This window comes from Viridibacillus soli, from assembly GCF_016612995.1.
GTDB lineage: Bacteria > Bacillota > Bacilli > Bacillales_A > Planococcaceae > Viridibacillus > Viridibacillus soli.
The window spans coordinates 47291-64392 of sequence record NZ_JAEOAH010000023.1 but is presented as its reverse complement, the minus strand read 5'-3'; the positions used below and the strand labels follow the sequence as shown (position 1 = coordinate 64392).

Genomic DNA, 17102 nt, shown 5'->3' with positions numbered 1-17102 from the left:
TAAAACGTAGGCAATATGTGCGGTGAATAGCTGATTGAACACCGCATATTTTGGCTGTATCGATGTGATGAAACTTCGCAAAACTTGCTTTGTAGCCCGGCTTCTGAAAGTAAGTTTTGAATCAACATATGGGACGTTTTATTCTCGTTTTATTTAGTTTTCATTGTAAAGAAAATTGGATAATTAACAGATGTGTTATCTTATAAATAAAATTGTTAAATTTATTATATTAATAAAATAGATGTATGTTTATAATCTTTAAAGTGCTGTTATTTGTTATATAACAATGCGATGTAATTTAAATTATATTAGTTTGATATATAACAAAGGAAGCTTTAGCAATAAAGTTATTTTTGAAAATTTAATATTGCCAACTTGTTACTAGTGTAATATATTGAATAGTAAGAAAATTCAAAAGGGGGAAATTTAATGGAGAGTTTTGTTACGTTTATAAATAGTATTTTATGGGGTCCGTGGATGATTTATGGAATCTTAATTGTCGGGCTTTTTTTCTCAATTTTGACTCGATTTGCTCAAGTTCGACTGATTAAAGATATGTTCATACATATGTTTAAAGGGGAAAAATCTGACCATGGTGTTTCGTCGTTCCAGGCGATGTCTCTTGCCTTATCAGGTCGTGTGGGTACAGGTAATATTGTAGGTACGGCTTCTGCTATCGCATTTGGTGGGCCAGGTGCTATATTCTGGATGTGGGTTACAGCATTTATTGGAGCTTCAACAGCCTATGTAGAGTCAACATTAGCTCAGGTTTATAAAGAAAAGCATAATGGTGTTTATCGTGGTGGCCCGGCCTTCTATATTGAAAAAGGAACAGGTAAACGTTGGTTTGGTATACTCTTCGCAATTTCTGCTATTCTAGCAATGGCCTTCTTAATGCCGGGTGTTCAATCTAATTCTATTGCTACTGCAATTAATGGTGCATTTGGTCTTGAAAAATGGATTACAGGCCTTATTATTGTGGGGTTAATTGGTATTATCATCATTGGTGGAGTGAAGCGTATTGCGGGCGTAGCACAATACGTTGTACCATTTATGGCGATTGCTTACATTTTAATGGCTATTATTGTTATTGCTATTAATATTTCTGAGGTTCCTGCAGTATTTGCTCTTATTTTTAAAAGCGCTTTCAATATGGATGCAACTTTTGGGGGTATGATTGGTTCGGCGATTGCATGGGGGGTAAAACGTGCAATCTATTCGAATGAAGCAGGTCAAGGAACAGGTGCCCACCCAGCTGCTGCTGCGGAAGTTTCTCACCCAGTAAAGCAAGGGTTAGTTCAGGCTGCATCTGTATATATTGATACATTACTTGTATGTTCAGCAACAGCTTTGATGATTATATTCATGGGGACCTTCAATACGACCATTGATAAAGGTGGACCAACAGTTGTAGAGAATGTACCAGGCTTGGAGTATTCTGAATATACACAGGCAGCCGTGAATGCAGCATTGCCATCGTTCAATAATTTTGGTTCTGGCTTTGTTGCAATTGCACTATTCTTCTTCGCTTTTACAACTATTATGGCTTATTACTATATAGCAGAGACCAATCTCTCCTATATGATGAAAGGGAAATTGAATAAGGTTGTCATTGTCATCTTACAGATAGTGTTCCTAGCAGCAACATTCTATGGAACGGTCAAAACATCTGATCTTGCATGGTCTTTCGGTGACTTAGGACTTGGATTGATGGTATGGATTAACGTCATAGCGATGTTAATTATTATGAAACCGGCAATGATAGCATTAAAAGACTATGAATCTCAGAAAAAACAAGGTAAAGATCCAGTTTTTGATCCAGAACCACTAGGTATAAAAAATGCAGATTTTTGGGTGGAATACAATAAAGCGCGTAAAGCGAAAAAAAATAATAAATGAGGTTTTACTAGCATTGCATTAATTCCATATGAAATTTCAAAATACTCAAAATGTAAAGTGTTTTGAGTGTTTTATGCAAAAAAGGGCCTTCAATTTTATAGTTTTCTTTTGATAAAAGGTTTTGCGAAGTAATTTAGATTTCTCCATCAAAAATACTTTCGGTGATTTTTGGTTATAACGTGCTTTTGTATTTGTGGCACTGCATTACGATTGTTATGGAAACATTATTTATTATGTAATTCCTCATAAACGAAGAGGAAATCGACAAGTTTATTCATTGGACGGAGCTGGTTGTCCTTATGCACAGTAATATAGTAAAGCGCCATAAAAGAACTAAGGTTAAGAGATTGTTGTTGGACATAATTTAAAATACTTCCTTTAATCAGTGCATCTAATATAGGAAAACAGATAGCCCATTCTCAATTTTATCGAGAATGGGCTATCTTGTTTAAGTTATATGGACTTTTTCTGTGGCCTTCCTTTATTGGAGTGTTTACTTTTTGGGCTCTGAATCACAAAAAAATAAACCGGATATTTTGTCGCTACTTGTGAAACACTAGCAGATTTTGAAGATTGAAAATAGTCTTACCCATCATATTTAAATATCGGTATTATCTGCTATATAACACATATAGTGTTTTACGGCGAATGAAATTTTGCTAAATAGCATGAAAATACGGAATGTTAAAAGGGGGAGAATGGATGGAGAGTATTGTTACGTTTTTAAATGACGTTTTATGGGGACCATGGATGATTTACGGCATGCTAGCAGTAGGATTATTTTTCTCAATCATCACTCGTTTTTTACAGGTTCGACTGATTAAAGACATGGTTGTTCATATGTTTAAAGGAGAAAAGTCGGAAAAAGGGATTTCCTCATTCCAAGCTATGTCAATTGCTTTATCTGGTCGTATAGGAACAGGTAATATCGCCGGTACAGCTACAGCTATCGCGTTTGGCGGTCCTGGTGCAGTATTTTGGATGTGGGCTATTGCTTTTATTGGAGCAGCAACAGCTTATGTAGAGTCAACACTTGCTCAAATTTATAAAGAAGAAAAAGATGATCAATATCGCGGGGGTCCAGCATTCTACATTGAGAAGGGCTTAGGAAAAAAAGGTTTTGGTGTTATATTCGCAATTGCAGCATTAATCGCTATGGCCGTTTTAATGCCGGGTGTACAAACGAATGCGATTGCTGGAGCTATGGAAAATGCTTTCGGTATTAAAATGTGGATTTCAGGACTTATTATTGTTTTGTTAATAGGAATTATTATTATTGGTGGTATTAAAACAATCGCGAATGTTGCGCAATATGTCGTGCCTTTTATGGCAATTGCTTATATTTTAATGGCAATTATTATTATCTGTATGAATATTACAGAAGTACCAAACGTGTTCAAATTAATATTCTCAAACGCTTTTGCAATGGACTCTACATTTGGGGGTATCATCGGTGCGGCTATTGCATGGGGGGTTAAACGTGGTATTTACTCAAATGAAGCAGGTCAAGGTACAGGAGCTCACCCTGCAGCCGCCGCGGAAGTATCTCATCCAGCTAAACAGGGTATAGTGCAAGCGGCTTCGGTTTATATTGATACCTTGTTAGTATGTTCTGCTACAGCATTCATGATTTTATTTACAGGAACTTTTAATGTTTATGATGAAGCAAATAAAACATTCCTTCATCAAGGTGACTTTGGTAAAGGGATTGTGGCATCTAATATTGAGGCTGGAGCGGGATATACACAATATGCAGTTGACTCGGCTTTACCAGGCTTCGGTGCAGGCTTTGTAGCCATTGCGTTATTCTTCTTCGCATTTACAACTGTTATGGCTTATTACTATATTGCAGAAACAAACATTTCCTATTTATTTAAAGGTCGGACTGAGAAGATATGGATTTGGATTACGAAATTTGTATTCTTAGGCGCAGTTTTCTATGGTACAGTAAAAACTTCTTCAATAGCTTGGGCTTTAGGAGATGTAGGTTTAGGATTGATGGTGTGGGTAAACGTCATAGGTATTCTATTCGTTATGAAACCAGCCCTTCTTGCATTAAAAGATTATGAAGCTCAGAAAAAACAAGGCAAAGATCCAGTTTTTGATCCGGAACCATTAGGTATAAAAAATGCAGATTTCTGGGTGGAATATAATAAAAAAAGAAAATCAAAATAGCAATGTAAATACTAAGGGCAAGTAATTTGCTCTTAGTGTTTTTTATTGGTTTTCTATCGGGAATTTCGTTACTCTTTATGTAGGAGGCGAATTTTTTTGAGCATTCGATTAAGTATATTAGATCAGTCGCCCATTTCTGAAGGTTCCAATGCTGTCCTTGCATTGCAGGAAACTGCGACTTTAGCACAGAAGGCTGAGGAATGGGGCTACACGAGGTTCTGGGTTTCAGAACATCATGATACATCAACTTTAGCAGGTTCTTCGCCTGAAATATTAATAGCACATTTGGCGTCTGTAACGAAGAAAATTCGTATCGGATCAGGTGGTGTTATGCTACCTCATTATGCTGCTTATAAAGTAGCGGAGAATTTCAAATTATTAGAGGCGTTATTCCCAGGGCGTATTGATGCGGGCATGGGCAGAGCTCCTGGTGGGATGCCACGCTCAACATATGCTTTACATGATGGGAATTATCGTGATGTCAATCAGTTCCCAACACAGATTGATGATTTGCTCATGTATTTACATGATGAAGTGCCAGAAGATCATCCGTATCGGGGATTAAAAGCTACACCTGTGACAACGAGTGCGCCACCTGTATGGATGCTTGGCTCAAGTGCAAGTTCAGCATTTTTGGCGGCACAAAAAGGTTTACCCTATATGTTCGCTCAATTTATTAATGGTGATGGTGGAGCCAATTATGCAAAATCCTATAGAGAAAATTTTAAGCCTTCCGATTATTTACAACAGCCCAATCAAGCTGTTGCTGTATTTGTCGTGTGTGCAGAGACAGAGGAGGAAGCGCAGAGAATTGCCTCATCGAAGGAACTAAGTATGCTCCGATTAACGCAAGGTATGTCATCTACAGGAACACCTTCAATTGAAACAGCAGTGAATTATCCTTATACAATTGATGATTTACAGAGTATTGAGGAGTTCCGCAAACGATTAATCGTAGGAAATTCACAACAAGTAAAAGCTCAAATTGAAAACTTAGCCGCCGCTTACGGAGCAGAAGAAGTCATGCTCGTAACGATTGCATATAATTTCGAAGATAAATTAAAATCCTTTGAGCTAATTGCAAAGGAATTGCTTTAACTTGATTCAGCAGAAGTCTCTCACGTCTATAGGTGGTGAGATGAATACGAGATTTAGCTTTTATTCAGTGGGCGTTCAAACGCGACTGAATCCTGTTAAGCCTCCGGACGCAATTAAGCCGAGGTGTAATTGATAGTAAAGCGCCACTACTTAGCAAATTGTAGCTAAGTAGTGGCGCTTATTTATTGACTAGATATTTTATCATTTTCAAGATGAGTGTATTCACCATATTGCTCTAGCGCTTTTTCTTCTATTGGAATGCGTATAAGCATCATGCCGTAATTGAGTAGCGTAAAAAGAATAGCGGTATAATATGCCTGAAAAATTAGAGGGATAACGGCGATTTCAAGAGCAACAATTGCGTAATTTGGATGTGGCATCCATTTATATGGTCCTCGTTTTACAAGTTTGGCTCCGGGTAAAATGATAATTTTCGTATTCCAAAAGCGACCGAGTGATTGAATGGCCCATACGCGTGCAAATTGCAATGTTAAAAAGGCTATTAATAGAGATGGCCAAAGCAGGCTAAGTGTAGGTTTGAACCAAATATATTCCAAGAGTAGGCTACATAAAAAAAGGACATGCAACAAGACGATTAGTGGGTAATGTTCTTGCCCTGCTTCGATAGCCCCTCGTTCTTTTTGATAGCGTTCATTTGACCGTGCAACCATCAATTCACCCAAACGTTGTACACAAATTAGCGTAAAGACGATAAAAAATAGCAAGTCATCACTTCCATTCTAAGAGTAATAATTCGCCACTAAAGCCAGGACCTAATGCGGCCATTAAGCCGGTATCTCCCTTTTTAGCAAACTCTGCCATTGTTTCTTCTAATACATATAAAACAGTTGGGGATGACATATTGCCATGCTGCTGCAAAATGGTTTTACTTGGTATGAGTAATTGCGGATCTATTTGCAAAGCTGTTTCATATGCATCTAATACTTTTTTGCCACCCGGATGTGCCACGAAATGATCAAGATCTGTTAGTGTATGTTTATTGGCTTGTAAGAATTCCTCTACAAAAGGTGCTAACCAATTTTCGATAACACTCGGAATACTCTTGGCAAAAATAACATGCAGTCCAGTGTTTTCAACAGCCCATCCCATGACATCCTCTGAATTTGGGAGCCATTTAGATGCAGTTGCTTGGATGGCCGGTAGCGGGCTACGAGAGGGGGCCATAACTGCGTCCCCGCAAACGAGTGCACATGCAACGCCGTCTCCAAACAGAGATGTACCGATAAGATTGCTTTTAGAGAAATCATTTGCTTGAAAAGTAAGGCTACATAGCTCCACACAGACGACTAAAACCTTCGCTGCAGGATGAGCAATGCAATAATCATTAGCACGACTTATTCCAGCTGCACCACCTCCGCAACCTAATCCCCAAATAGGTATTCGCACAACATGTTCAGAAAAAGGGAGCTTGTTCATGATTCGCGCTTCAATACTTGGAGTGGAAATACCGGTGCTAGAGATGAAAATAATAGCATCAATATCCTTAGTACTTACCCCACCAGCCTTTGCTAAACAATGTTCAATCGCGATCATCCCAAAGGACACGGCATGTTCAATATAGAGTCGGTTGCGTTCAGCAAAATCATGGTCATGCTTATACCATTCGATAGGCATAGTGAGATGGCGATTTTCAATTTCGCCATTTTCGAAGACGCGTAAATAGCGTTCTAACTGTGTAACTTTTTTAGAAAAGATATTGCGAACAAAATGCTCAGCCTCGCTTTGTGATAATAAAACGGGAGGATTATATGTACTAACGGCATGGATTTTTGGCATCATGATTCTCCTTAATAATGTAGGGTACTACAAGTATCACTATGTTCCATAGCTTTTATTCATATTTTTACAGATGAATGAAGTGTTAGACATAAAAAAAGACTTTCATCAACTATATTGCCAGTGATGGAAAGTCTCGTATTGAAAGTTTATTTTGGTAGATTCTTCATTTTCTCAAGAGCAATTATAAATGGAGGATCATTTTTTTGATTGATAAATTCATAGCGTAATACATGAACGTATTTCTGTGGCAGATCACTGACATAGGTTAGTAGCTTGTCACGTTCTTCCTTGCCACCTTCATGGCCGTGATAAACAACGAGTATGATCATACCCCCTACTTTTAATAAATCTAATAGGTCAGAAACAGCTTCAATCGTTGTGCCAGGCTTTGTGACAATCGAATGCTCACTGCCAGGAAGATACCCAAGATTGAAAATAGCTGCGCTAATAGGTTCTGATACATATTGTTTTACATTTTGGTGGCCGTCTAAAATAACGGTAGCTTGCTTGTCTAATTGCTGCTCTACTAGCCTTGATTTTGTGGCATCTACGGCTTGCTGCTGTACATCAAAAGCATAGACATGCCCTGTATCGCCAACAAGCTCTGCTAAGTAGGCTGTATCATGCCCGTTACCAGCAGTCGCATCGATAACAATATCACCAGCTACAACTGTATCTTCTAGTAAGGCTTTTGTATATTGCAATACGCGCTGAAGCTTCATTTAGCGGGCACTTCCACATTGTAAAACTTGCCTTGCCAGCTGCCGCGTTTTTCAAGCTCCGCGTCAATCCCATTTAATACTTCCCATTTGTTAACGCTCCACATTGGTCCAATCATTAAGTCAATTGGTCCATCACCTGTAATTCGATGGACGATCATTTCAGGTGGGATGATCTCAAGCTGGTCAGCTACAAGTTTAATATATTCATCTTTATCCAAAAATTCGAGCATCCCTTTTTCGTACTGTTTAACCATTGGGGTGCCTTTTAATAAATGAAGAAGATGAATTTTAATGCCTTGTACGTCGAGATTAGCGACAGCTTTTGCTGTCTCCATCATCATTTCATTTGTTTCAAGTGGGAGCCCGTTAATAATATGGCTACATACACGAATATTGTGCTTGCGTAATTTTTCGACTCCTTCAACATATGTTGCAAAGTCATGTGCTCGGTTAATCATTGTCGCCGTTTTTTCATGAACAGTTTGTAAGCCTAGCTCGACCCATAAATAAGTACGTTCGTTAAGCTCAGCTAAATATTCAACAACATCGTCTGGCAAGCAGTCAGGACGAGTAGCGATACTAATGCCCATCACACCGTCTTGAGCTAATGCCGCTTCAAATTTTTCTTTTAATATGGGTAGTGGAGCATGTGTATTTGTGTACGCTTGGAAATAGGCCATTGTTTTTCCGTTTTTCCATTTTTGCTCCATCTTATGTTTTATTTTTTCGAATTGAACTGGAATTGGATCAACGCGCTCACCGGCGAAATCACCTGAGCCAGCTGCACTACAAAATGTGCACCCACCAAATGCTACGGTACCATCACGGTTTGGGCAGTCAAAACCTGCATCTAAAGCTACTTTATATACTTTATGTCCAAACTCATCACGTAAATATCGATTCCATGTATAATAACGTTTCCCATCGGAAGGGAACGGAAATAAATTTTCAGTCATGCATTTTCACTCCTCTAACGAACTATTTTAACATGGGAATGACCTATACAACGAATCATTTTGTTTCTATAAGAAAAAATTCATATAAAAAGCATAATGGGGTTGTTGAAATAGTGAAAATGAAATAAAATTATTTAGTTATCCGAAATAATGGAGGTCATCAGTATGCCAAAAAGTGTCTGGCTATTAATTATTGGGATGCTTGTGAATGTGACAGGTAGCTCATTTTTATGGCCTTTAAATACAATTTATATGCACGATCATCTTGGGCAAACTTTATCTGTTGCAGGGCTTGTATTAATGGCGAATGCGGCTGCAGGTGTTGTTGGGAATTTACTAGGTGGTATTTTATTTGATCGATTCGGTGGTTATAAAACAATACTATTTGGTACGGTCGTGACAATCATCGGTTTAGTTGGACTGACAATTTGGCATGGTTGGCCGCATTATGTGTGGTTTTTAACACTGATTGGTTTTAGTGGTGGAATCGTTTTTCCAAGTATGTTCGCAATGGTTGGGACTGCTTGGCCTGAAGGGGGAAGACGAGGCTTTAATGCGATTTACTTAGCCCAAAATTTAGGTGTGGCGATTGGCCCTGCCCTTGCTGGAGTCGTAGCATCATATAGCTTTGATTATTTATTTAGTGCTAATTTAATCATGTATATCTTATTCTTTATCATTGCTTTTTTCGGCTTTCGGAAAATGGGTGTCCCGTCCTTGGCACCAAGTTCTGTTGTTAGTGAGAGTAAACGTGTGCAAGACAAATCATCTTTTACAGCACTATTAATATTGTCAGCAGGCTTTCTATTTTGCTGGTTCGCTTATTCGCAATGGACAACGACGATTTCATCCCATACACAGGATTTAGGTATTTCTCTAAAACAGTATAGTTTACTTTGGACAGTTAATGGTTTACTTATTGTTATAGCGCAACCACTTATTAACCCTATTGTGAAAAAGTTGGAGCATTTAATAAAAGCTCAGCTTGTATTGGGCGTTGCAATTCTTGCTGTGTCTTTTATCGTAGTTAGCTTTGCAGAATCATTCCAAATGTTCATGGTCGCAATTATCATATTAACTTTTGGTGAAATGTTCGTATGGCCGGCAATTCCAACAATTGCTAGCACATTGGCACCAAAAGGGAGAGATGGTTTTTATCAAGGTGTCGTCAATAGTGCAGCGATGATTGGTCGTATGATTGGGCCTTTCATAGGGGGCGTAATGGCAGATCAATTTGGTATGCATATCATGTTCATCATTCTAACGATTTTCCTAGCGATTGCGATTGTGCCTTATGTACTTTATGATCGACCGTTGAAAAAGAAGGAAGCTGAAAGTCTTTAAGACTTTCAGCTTTTTTAATAGAAAATAATACTTAAAGATATATATTTGCCAGAATTTGAATATTTGTTATTTGTTTGAGAAAATAGAAGAGGGAGAAATTTCAAATGAAGGAAGGGGTATTGAATATGAAGCCTATATATAGTTCAGCAAGTGAAGCGATCGCTACTATTCAAGATGGTATGACGCTTATGGTCGGTGGATTTGGCTTAGTGGGAATTCCAGAGCAACTCATTTTAGCTTTAGTTGAAAAAGAAGTGAAAGATTTAACGATCATTTCAAACAACTGTGGAGTCGATGATTGGGGACTTGGATTACTACTGAAAAAAAAGCAAATTAAGAAAATGATTGGCTCCTATGTAGGAGAAAATAAAGAATTTGAACGTCAAGTGCTATCTGGTGAAATCGAAGTGGAGCTAACTCCTCAAGGGACATTAGCCGAGAAAATTCGTGCAGGCGGAGCAGGCATTCCAGCATTCTTTACACCAGCAGGAGTGGGGACTTCTGTTGCTGAGGGGAAGGAAATACGCGTATTTAATAGTAAGGAATATGTATTAGAAGAAGCGTTGCATGCAGACTTTTCCTTAATAAGAGCTGCAAAAGCAGACCGCTTTGGTAACTTAATTTATAACAAAACAGCACAAAACTTTAATCCAATAATGGCTGCGGCAGGTACTTTTACAATTGCAGAGGTGGAAGAAATTGTAGAAGTGGGTGATCTTGATCCAAACCAAGTTCAGACGCCAAGTATATACGTACAAGGTATTTTAGAAGCGCATCAGGAAAAAAGAATTGAACGCTTAACGACTCGTACTTAAAGAGAGGGGCTTTGAGATATGAATGTTAGAGAATTAATTGCACGCAGAGCAGAGCAGGAAATTGCTGATGGGAATTATGTGAATTTAGGAATTGGTATGCCAACATTAGTGGCAAATTACATAGCATCGGATAAGGCGGTCGTTCTGCAATCAGAAAATGGCTTATTAGGAATAGGACCTTATCCGACTGCGGAAGAAGTGGACCCAGATTTGATTAATGCAGGAAAAGAAACAGTGACGACTATTCCTGGATCAGCATTTTTTAGCAATGCTGAATCATTTGCGATGATTCGCGGAGGTCATATCGATGTAGCGATCTTAGGTGGTATGGAAGTGTCTGAAACAGGCGACCTTGCCAATTGGATGATTCCTGGGAAAATGATAAAAGGTATGGGCGGAGCGATGGATTTAGTGCATGGCGCTAAGAAAATTATCGTCATTATGGAGCATGTTGCAAAAGATGGCTCACCAAAAATTAAAAAAGCTTGCGACTTACCATTAACAGGGAAATCAGTTGTTGATATGATTATTACAGACCGAGCTGTCATCGATGTAACAACTGAAGGGTTAGTACTACGAGAAGTTTTCGAAGGCTACACAGTAGATGAAGTTGTTGCAGCTACTGGAGCAGTTTTAAATATAGATAAAGTACAAGAAAACGTAGTAGTTAGATAAAGAATATTTGAAAGCATAAAAACGAAATGGATTGTCTCAAAAGGGCAAATCCTTTGAAAAAATAAGGGCGTCGCTTGGTCATAAAATTGACTTATGAGACTGTCCTTTTTTTGTTACTGTGTGAAAATGGGAAAGCGTGTATACCCCTATATGTATTTTGTGGTGACTATTTTGAAAGTTGCCAGTAAAGTGCTCGAAGTTGCCAGTAAACCATGAAAAGTTGCCAGTAAAGTATCCAAAGTTGCCAGTAAAACCACCGAAGCTGCCAGTAATCAATAAAACAGGACATAACGGCAATGTATATACCCCTGCCCCCATCATTTAATGTAAAGAATTAGAACTGAAGGAGCCATTTTTTCATAGAATGTAAGGTTAAATCATCTAAATTTCTTCTTGTGCAGTTTTATTGTTAGAGCGCCCGGTTAAAACGAATAGAATGATGAATAGAAAAAAGCATTTCTCATGAATTCTTATCTTTTGCACTAAATCCTCACCTTTACATAGTGTATTAAAGACGCTCCTTTTATTTACTCAAACCCCTTAAAATACGCGCTTGTTTAAATTGCTTGTCATTTTCGTACTATTCGATTAGAATTAGATTCAATATAACAAGACTGAGATAAGGAATAGTAAATTTATTTGATTTTCAAGAGAGCTAGCGGGTGGTGTGAGCTAGTAAAGAGATAAATTGAACTCGCCTTGGAGTCTGCAATGGTGAATACAAACGTAACCAAAGCCGTTTTCCGCGTTAAGGAATCAAGTTGAGTGTAAAACACTAATTTGGGTGGTACCGCGGGAACCTTTCTAAGCTCTCGTCCCTTTTTCTAGGGACGGGAGTTTTTATTTTACCTAAAGTACACGAATATTGTGACAATTAGCTCAAAGCTATTTTAAGGAGGAGAAACAATTGAATTTCAATCATCTAGAGATCGAAAAAAAATGGCAATCGTATTGGGCAGAACATAACACATTTAAAACTGTCAATGACGAATCAAAGCCGAAATTTTATGCATTAGATATGTTCCCTTATCCATCAGGATCAGGGCTACATGTAGGACACCCGGAAGGTTATACAGCGACTGATATTTTAAGTCGTTTCAAACGTATGCAAGGCTACAATGTACTACATCCAATCGGTTGGGATGCATTTGGTCTACCAGCTGAGCAATACGCTTTAGACACAGGAAATGACCCAGCTGAATTTACAGCAAAAAACATCGCGACATTCAAACGCCAAATCCAAGAACTTGGCTTCTCATATGACTGGGATCGCGAAATTAACACAACAGATCCTAGCTACTACAAATGGACGCAATGGATTTTTATTCAATTATTCAAAAAAGGATTAGCTTATATTGATGAAGTACCTGTTAATTGGTGCCCAGCACTTGGTACAGTACTTGCCAATGAAGAAGTAATTGATGGTAAATCTGAGCGCGGGGGACATCCAGTTGAACGCCGCCCAATGAAACAATGGATGCTGAAAATTACTGCTTATGCTGACCGATTAATCGATGATTTAGAAGATGTTGATTGGCCAGAAAACATTAAAGATATGCAACGTCACTGGATTGGCCGCTCTGAAGGAGCAGAAGTGTCATTTACAATTGATGGTGCGAGTCAAACTTTCCGTGTATTCACTACACGCCCTGATACTTTGTTTGGTGCAACTTATGCTGTTCTTGCGCCTGAACATGATTTAGTAGCAGCAATCACAACGGATGCACAAAAAGCAGCTGTAGCAACTTACTTAGACGAAGTGAAAATGAAATCAGATCTTGAACGTACTGATTTAGCGAAAGAAAAAACGGGTGTCTTCACAGGCGCTTATGCAGTAAATCCGATTAACGGCGAAAAAATGCCAATTTGGATTGCTGACTATGTTCTTGCAACATATGGTACTGGTGCAATTATGGCTGTTCCTGCACATGATGAACGCGACTACGAATTTGCAAAACAATTCGAACTACCAATCGTAGAAGTAGTAGCTGGTGGCGATATCGAAAAAGAAGCGTATGCTGGCGAAGGCAAACATGTTAACTCTGGCTTCTTAGACGGTCTTGATAAAACTGATGGTATCGCGAAAGCAATCGAGTGGTTAGAAGAAAAAGGTGTCGGTGAGAAGAAAATTACGTACCGCCTACGTGACTGGTTATTCAGTCGTCAACGTTATTGGGGCGAGCCAATCCCAGTAATCCATTGGGAAGATGGTGAAGTAGCGACAATTGATGAATCAGAACTACCGCTTATTCTACCTAAAACTGACGATATTCGTCCAAGTGGAACAGGTGAATCACCGCTTGCAAATATTGAAGAATGGGTAAATGTTGTAGATCCTGTTACAGGTAAAAAAGGTCGTCGTGAAACAAATACTATGCCGCAATGGGCTGGTTCAAGCTGGTACTTCCTACGCTACATCGATCCAAAAAATGATGAAATGCTAGCAGATCCAGAACTACTAAAACGCTGGTTACCAGTTGATATTTACATCGGTGGTCAAGAGCATGCTGTTCTACACTTACTATATGCTCGTTTCTGGCATAAAGTATTGTATGACCTAGGCTTTGTACCAACAAAAGAACCATTCCAGAAATTATTCAACCAAGGGATGATTTTAGGTGAAGGTAACGAAAAAATGTCTAAATCTAAAGGCAATGTCGTAAATCCTGACGATATCATTGCAAGCCACGGTGCAGATACACTTCGACTATATGAAATGTTCATGGGACCACTAGAAGCATCTATTCCATGGTCTGAGAATGGCCTTGACGGAGCACGCCGCTTCTTAGATCGCATATGGCGTCTATTTATCAACGAAGATGGAACATTATCAGACAAAATCCAATCTTCTGATGATACAACGTTAGAGAAAGTGTATAACCAAACAGTGAAAAAAGTGACTGAAAACAACGAACAAATTCGTTTTAATACTTCAATTTCACAAATGATGGTATTCATTAATGAATGCTACAAAGCAGATGTTGTGCCAACAGCTTTCGCTGAAAGTTTCGTTAAAATGTTAGCACCAATCGCTCCTCACATTGCTGAAGAACTTTGGGCTAAACTGGGTCATCCTGATACATTAACTTACTCAACATGGCCAACATTCGATGAGTCGAAATTAACTGACGACGAAATCGAAGTAGTTGTTCAAGTAAACGGTAAAGTAAAAGCAAAACTATTAGTGGCAAAAGATGCATCTCGTGAAGAGCTACAAGAAATTGCTCTAGCAGATGACAAAATTGCGGAACTAATCGCAGGTAAAGAGATCAAGAAAATTATCGCTGTTCCAGGGAAACTTGTAAATATTGTAGCAATCTAAACTGATGGAAACATCGGTATTAAGGAGCCGTTCCCTAGTACTATTTGTGTTAAAAAACAAACCACGCCTTCTCTCTAGCATGAAAGAGGGGCGTGGTTTTTGTATTTTCATATAGGATGAGCCATAAAATGCCCATAATCGCAAAAAAATACACAGCTTCTACTTTAAAAGAAACTGTGTATTCTTTATGAGAGATCTCAAGTATCTTGCATGCTAATATGTTTAGGGTTTCGGCCTATGCCAATAAAAATATCTATCAAATAAGCTACTGCGATTAAAACATGAATCGCCCACCCAATTAAAGGAATCCAAGTGAGTAAGGTTAAAAGAATCGACATAATCGGCACAACTTTTGAGTGACCAGTGACAAAGCGGAGAGCAAAAACGATTGCATGAATAATGAGCGCAGTTACTAAAGCTGAATAACCAGAGCCAACCATAATAGCGCCACCTAAAATCGGAATGGCTAGTAATAATTCATATAAAAACGCAATAGTTGATGGGATAAAAAACATTTACATGACCTCCTGAATAGTTATACTAATCAATTGACGAATGAAAATAGTAATAACCTTTTTAGTGTATGGAATTTATTCTAAAGTAATCATACTTATATGTAAAAAGTAAGAATCACAAATATGCTTTGAAATTCGTATAGCTACTTATGAAAACCACAAATAAATGAGTAAAATACATACTATTAAACAATTTTTTGCTAAGTGTCTATACTATAAGTATCTTGAAAAAATTAGGAGGTATCAACTTGATGGAATCCTAATTTTCAGGAATTCTCCAGTTTTCACCCTGTTGGGGATGGTCACAGTAGTCGGATTATTAGCTGGAGTATTCGTTCCCGCTTCTCTAGTAATGTCTATCAGTATTGCAACAGTTGTCCTATTATTAATGGTCATGTTCAGTCGTGTTGCAAGATAAGCAAGTAAATAGATTACGAGAGGAAGAACATTATGTATTTCCTCTCGCATTTTATTTTAGGGACTTTTAGATAGTCCTAATTTATAAGTACGTCTATTATTTTTCCTCAACAAACCCTGCTGCACTCATCCCAGCAATTCTCCCAGTCACAAGTGCAGAAGTAATATTATAACCGCCTGTATATCCGTGTACATCTAAAATTTCGCCACAGAAATATAGCCCAGGTTTCTTTTTAGAAGCCATTGTTTTCGGCTCGATTTCTTTTACTGAAACGCCGCCACCAGTAACGAAAGCTTTTTCTAGTGGTTGTGTACCATTAACGGTCATTTCAAATGCGACCAATTCTTTTGAAAATAACCGTGTTTTATCGGCAGCAAGATCAGCGCCGATAGACTGTGGGTCAAGGCCAGCACGCTCTAGTAAGAATAACAGCCAGCGCTCAAGTACGATGCCTTTCCAAACGTTTTTTAATGCTTTTTTTGGTTCGTCTTTTGCTAATTTAAAGAGCATTTGGAATGCGGATTCTTCGTTGTAATCCATTAGTGATTGAATGCGGACTGTGACAGGTTGTCCGCCAGTTTTCTTCATTTCTTTTACAACAAATTGACTACATCGTAAAATCGCAGGACCGCTTAAACCGAAGTGAGTAAAAAGCATGTCCATTTGATGGGTTACTAATGGTTTGCCTTTTTTATTTAGTACGGAAACAGCTACGTCCCGTAGTGCTAAGCCTTGTAATTCGCGCAGGCGGATGAAGTTTTCGTTAGATAGTAATGGTACTTCTGTTGGATATAGGTCTGTTACGGTATGACCGGCCTTCTCAGCCCATGGATAGCCGTCTCCTGTTGAACCTGTTTGTGGTACGGCTTTACCGCCAACTGCGACTACGACTGCATTTGAGCGTATTTCTTCACCATTTGCGAAGCGTACACCTAGAATTTTGTCATCATCCATTACTAATTTACTAACGGTCGTACTTAAACGAATATCCACTTTTAAGCGATGTAATTCGTTAATCATGGCGTCTACAACATCTTGTGCACGATTGGAGACAGGGAACATGCGCCCGTGATCTTCTTCTTTTAATGCAACACCTAGGCCTTCGAAAAAGGCGATAATATCTTCGTTGTTATAAACAGTGAATGGGCTGTATAAGAATCGACCGTTCCCTGGAATATGCTTGACGATTTCTTCAACAGGTAGACGATTTGTGACATTACAGCGACCGCCTCCTGAGATAGCTAATTTTTTGCCTAATTTTGTTCCTTTTTCGAGCAGTAAAACTTTTTTCTTTTCAGTGCCAGCTGCAATTGCGGCCATGAGCCCTGAGGGACCCCCACCGATTATAATAACGTCATACATA

13 protein-coding genes, 1 pseudogene and 1 other annotated feature are annotated in these 17102 nt (G+C 38.6%); of the genes and pseudogenes, 7 read left to right on the top strand and 7 right to left on the bottom strand.

Annotated features, from left to right (window positions below; all coding sequences use genetic code 11):
* The first annotated feature begins 429 nt into the window (after positions 1-429).
* Positions 430-1899 carry an alanine/glycine:cation symporter family protein gene (locus JFL43_RS14675; protein WP_200749615.1) on the top strand — a complete coding sequence of 490 codons (1470 nt, stop codon included), beginning with the start codon at positions 430-432 and terminating at the stop codon, positions 1897-1899.
* Between the two features lie 108 nt (positions 1900-2007).
* Here JFL43_RS14675 and JFL43_RS22630 read toward each other — a convergent pair.
* Positions 2008-2225: pseudogene (locus tag JFL43_RS22630) on the bottom strand (hypothetical protein); the annotation flags it as partial.
* 376 nt (positions 2226-2601) lie between these two features.
* On the opposite strand from JFL43_RS22630, the gene JFL43_RS14670 reads away from it, so the two are divergent.
* Positions 2602-4074, top strand: coding sequence for an alanine/glycine:cation symporter family protein (locus JFL43_RS14670; protein WP_200749614.1), 1473 nt, complete (start codon positions 2602-2604; stop codon positions 4072-4074).
* 96 nt (positions 4075-4170) lie between these two features.
* The gene (locus tag JFL43_RS14665; protein ID WP_200749613.1) at positions 4171-5172 is read left to right on the top strand and encodes an LLM class flavin-dependent oxidoreductase; all 1002 of its coding nucleotides are present in this window, start codon (positions 4171-4173) and stop codon (positions 5170-5172) included.
* Between the two features lie 182 nt (positions 5173-5354).
* Here the strand turns inward: JFL43_RS14665 and JFL43_RS14660 are convergent, their stop codons facing one another.
* From JFL43_RS14660 to JFL43_RS14645, 4 genes are all read right to left on the bottom strand, one after another.
* On the bottom strand, positions 5355-5897 hold the full coding sequence (locus tag JFL43_RS14660; RefSeq protein WP_234447799.1) for an isoprenylcysteine carboxyl methyltransferase family protein: 543 nt from the start codon (positions 5895-5897) through the stop codon (positions 5355-5357).
* Between the two features lie 4 nt (positions 5898-5901).
* Positions 5902-6969: a type III polyketide synthase gene (locus JFL43_RS14655; protein ID WP_200749646.1), complete on the bottom strand. Its 1068-nt coding sequence runs from the start codon at positions 6967-6969 to the stop codon at positions 5902-5904.
* 149 nt (positions 6970-7118) lie between these two features.
* Entirely contained in the window at positions 7119-7694 is a 576-nt protein-coding gene (locus JFL43_RS14650) for a tRNA (mnm(5)s(2)U34)-methyltransferase (protein ID WP_200749612.1), read from the bottom strand.
* On the bottom strand, positions 7691-8650 hold the full coding sequence (locus JFL43_RS14645; RefSeq protein WP_200749611.1) for a TIGR01212 family radical SAM protein: 960 nt from the start codon (positions 8648-8650) through the stop codon (positions 7691-7693). Before JFL43_RS14645 ends, JFL43_RS14650 begins: the two co-directional genes overlap by 4 nt.
* A 165-nt stretch (positions 8651-8815) precedes the next feature.
* Between JFL43_RS14645 and JFL43_RS14640 the strand changes: the two genes are divergently transcribed.
* From JFL43_RS14640 to leuS, 4 genes are all read left to right on the top strand, one after another.
* A complete protein-coding gene (locus tag JFL43_RS14640) occupies positions 8816-9994 on the top strand; it encodes an MDR family MFS transporter (protein WP_200749610.1) in 1179 nt (392 codons plus the stop codon).
* Between the two features lie 125 nt (positions 9995-10119).
* Complete coding sequence (locus tag JFL43_RS14635; protein ID WP_200749645.1) at positions 10120-10809, top strand: CoA transferase subunit A; 690 nt, start codon at positions 10120-10122, stop codon at positions 10807-10809.
* Positions 10810-10827: 18 nt separating this feature from the next.
* Positions 10828-11484, top strand: coding sequence for a 3-oxoacid CoA-transferase subunit B (locus tag JFL43_RS14630; protein ID WP_200749609.1), 657 nt, complete (start codon positions 10828-10830; stop codon positions 11482-11484).
* 607 nt (positions 11485-12091) lie between these two features.
* Positions 12092-12307 (top strand) — a binding site (T-box leader).
* 84 nt (positions 12308-12391) lie between these two features.
* On the top strand, positions 12392-14806 hold the full coding sequence (gene leuS, locus JFL43_RS14625; RefSeq protein WP_200749608.1) for a leucine--tRNA ligase: 2415 nt from the start codon (positions 12392-12394) through the stop codon (positions 14804-14806).
* A 197-nt stretch (positions 14807-15003) separates the two neighbouring features.
* Here leuS and JFL43_RS14620 read toward each other — a convergent pair whose 3' ends face one another.
* Entirely contained in the window at positions 15004-15321 is a 318-nt protein-coding gene (locus tag JFL43_RS14620; protein ID WP_200749607.1) for a hypothetical protein, read from the bottom strand.
* Positions 15322-15835: 514 nt separating this feature from the next.
* Positions 15836-17101 carry a BaiN/RdsA family NAD(P)/FAD-dependent oxidoreductase gene (locus JFL43_RS14615; RefSeq protein WP_200749606.1) on the bottom strand — a complete coding sequence of 422 codons (1266 nt, stop codon included), beginning with the start codon at positions 17099-17101 and terminating at the stop codon, positions 15836-15838.
* Position 17102: the final 1 nt, after the last annotated feature.

What these genes read in the sequence shown, in the direction of transcription:
- JFL43_RS14675 (WP_200749615.1), top strand. Translation starts at nt 430, where the DNA reads ATGGAGAGTTTTGTTACGTTTATAAATAGTATTTTATGGGGTCCGTGG.
- JFL43_RS14670 (WP_200749614.1), top strand. Translation starts at nt 2,602, where the DNA reads ATGGAGAGTATTGTTACGTTTTTAAATGACGTTTTATGGGGACCATGG.
- JFL43_RS14655 (WP_200749646.1), bottom strand. Translation starts at nt 6,969, where the DNA reads ATGCCAAAAATCCATGCCGTTAGTACATATAATCCTCCCGTTTTATTA.
- JFL43_RS14650 (WP_200749612.1), bottom strand. Translation starts at nt 7,694, where the DNA reads ATGAAGCTTCAGCGCGTATTGCAATATACAAAAGCCTTACTAGAAGAT.
- JFL43_RS14645 (WP_200749611.1), bottom strand. Translation starts at nt 8,650, where the DNA reads ATGACTGAAAATTTATTTCCGTTCCCTTCCGATGGGAAACGTTATTAT.
- JFL43_RS14640 (WP_200749610.1), top strand. Translation starts at nt 8,816, where the DNA reads ATGCCAAAAAGTGTCTGGCTATTAATTATTGGGATGCTTGTGAATGTG.
- JFL43_RS14635 (WP_200749645.1), top strand. Translation starts at nt 10,120, where the DNA reads ATGAAGCCTATATATAGTTCAGCAAGTGAAGCGATCGCTACTATTCAA.
- JFL43_RS14630 (WP_200749609.1), top strand. Translation starts at nt 10,828, where the DNA reads ATGAATGTTAGAGAATTAATTGCACGCAGAGCAGAGCAGGAAATTGCT.
- JFL43_RS14620 (WP_200749607.1), bottom strand. Translation starts at nt 15,321, where the DNA reads ATGTTTTTTATCCCATCAACTATTGCGTTTTTATATGAATTATTACTA.
- JFL43_RS14615 (WP_200749606.1), bottom strand. Translation starts at nt 17,101, where the DNA reads ATGTATGACGTTATTATAATCGGTGGGGGTCCCTCAGGGCTCATGGCC.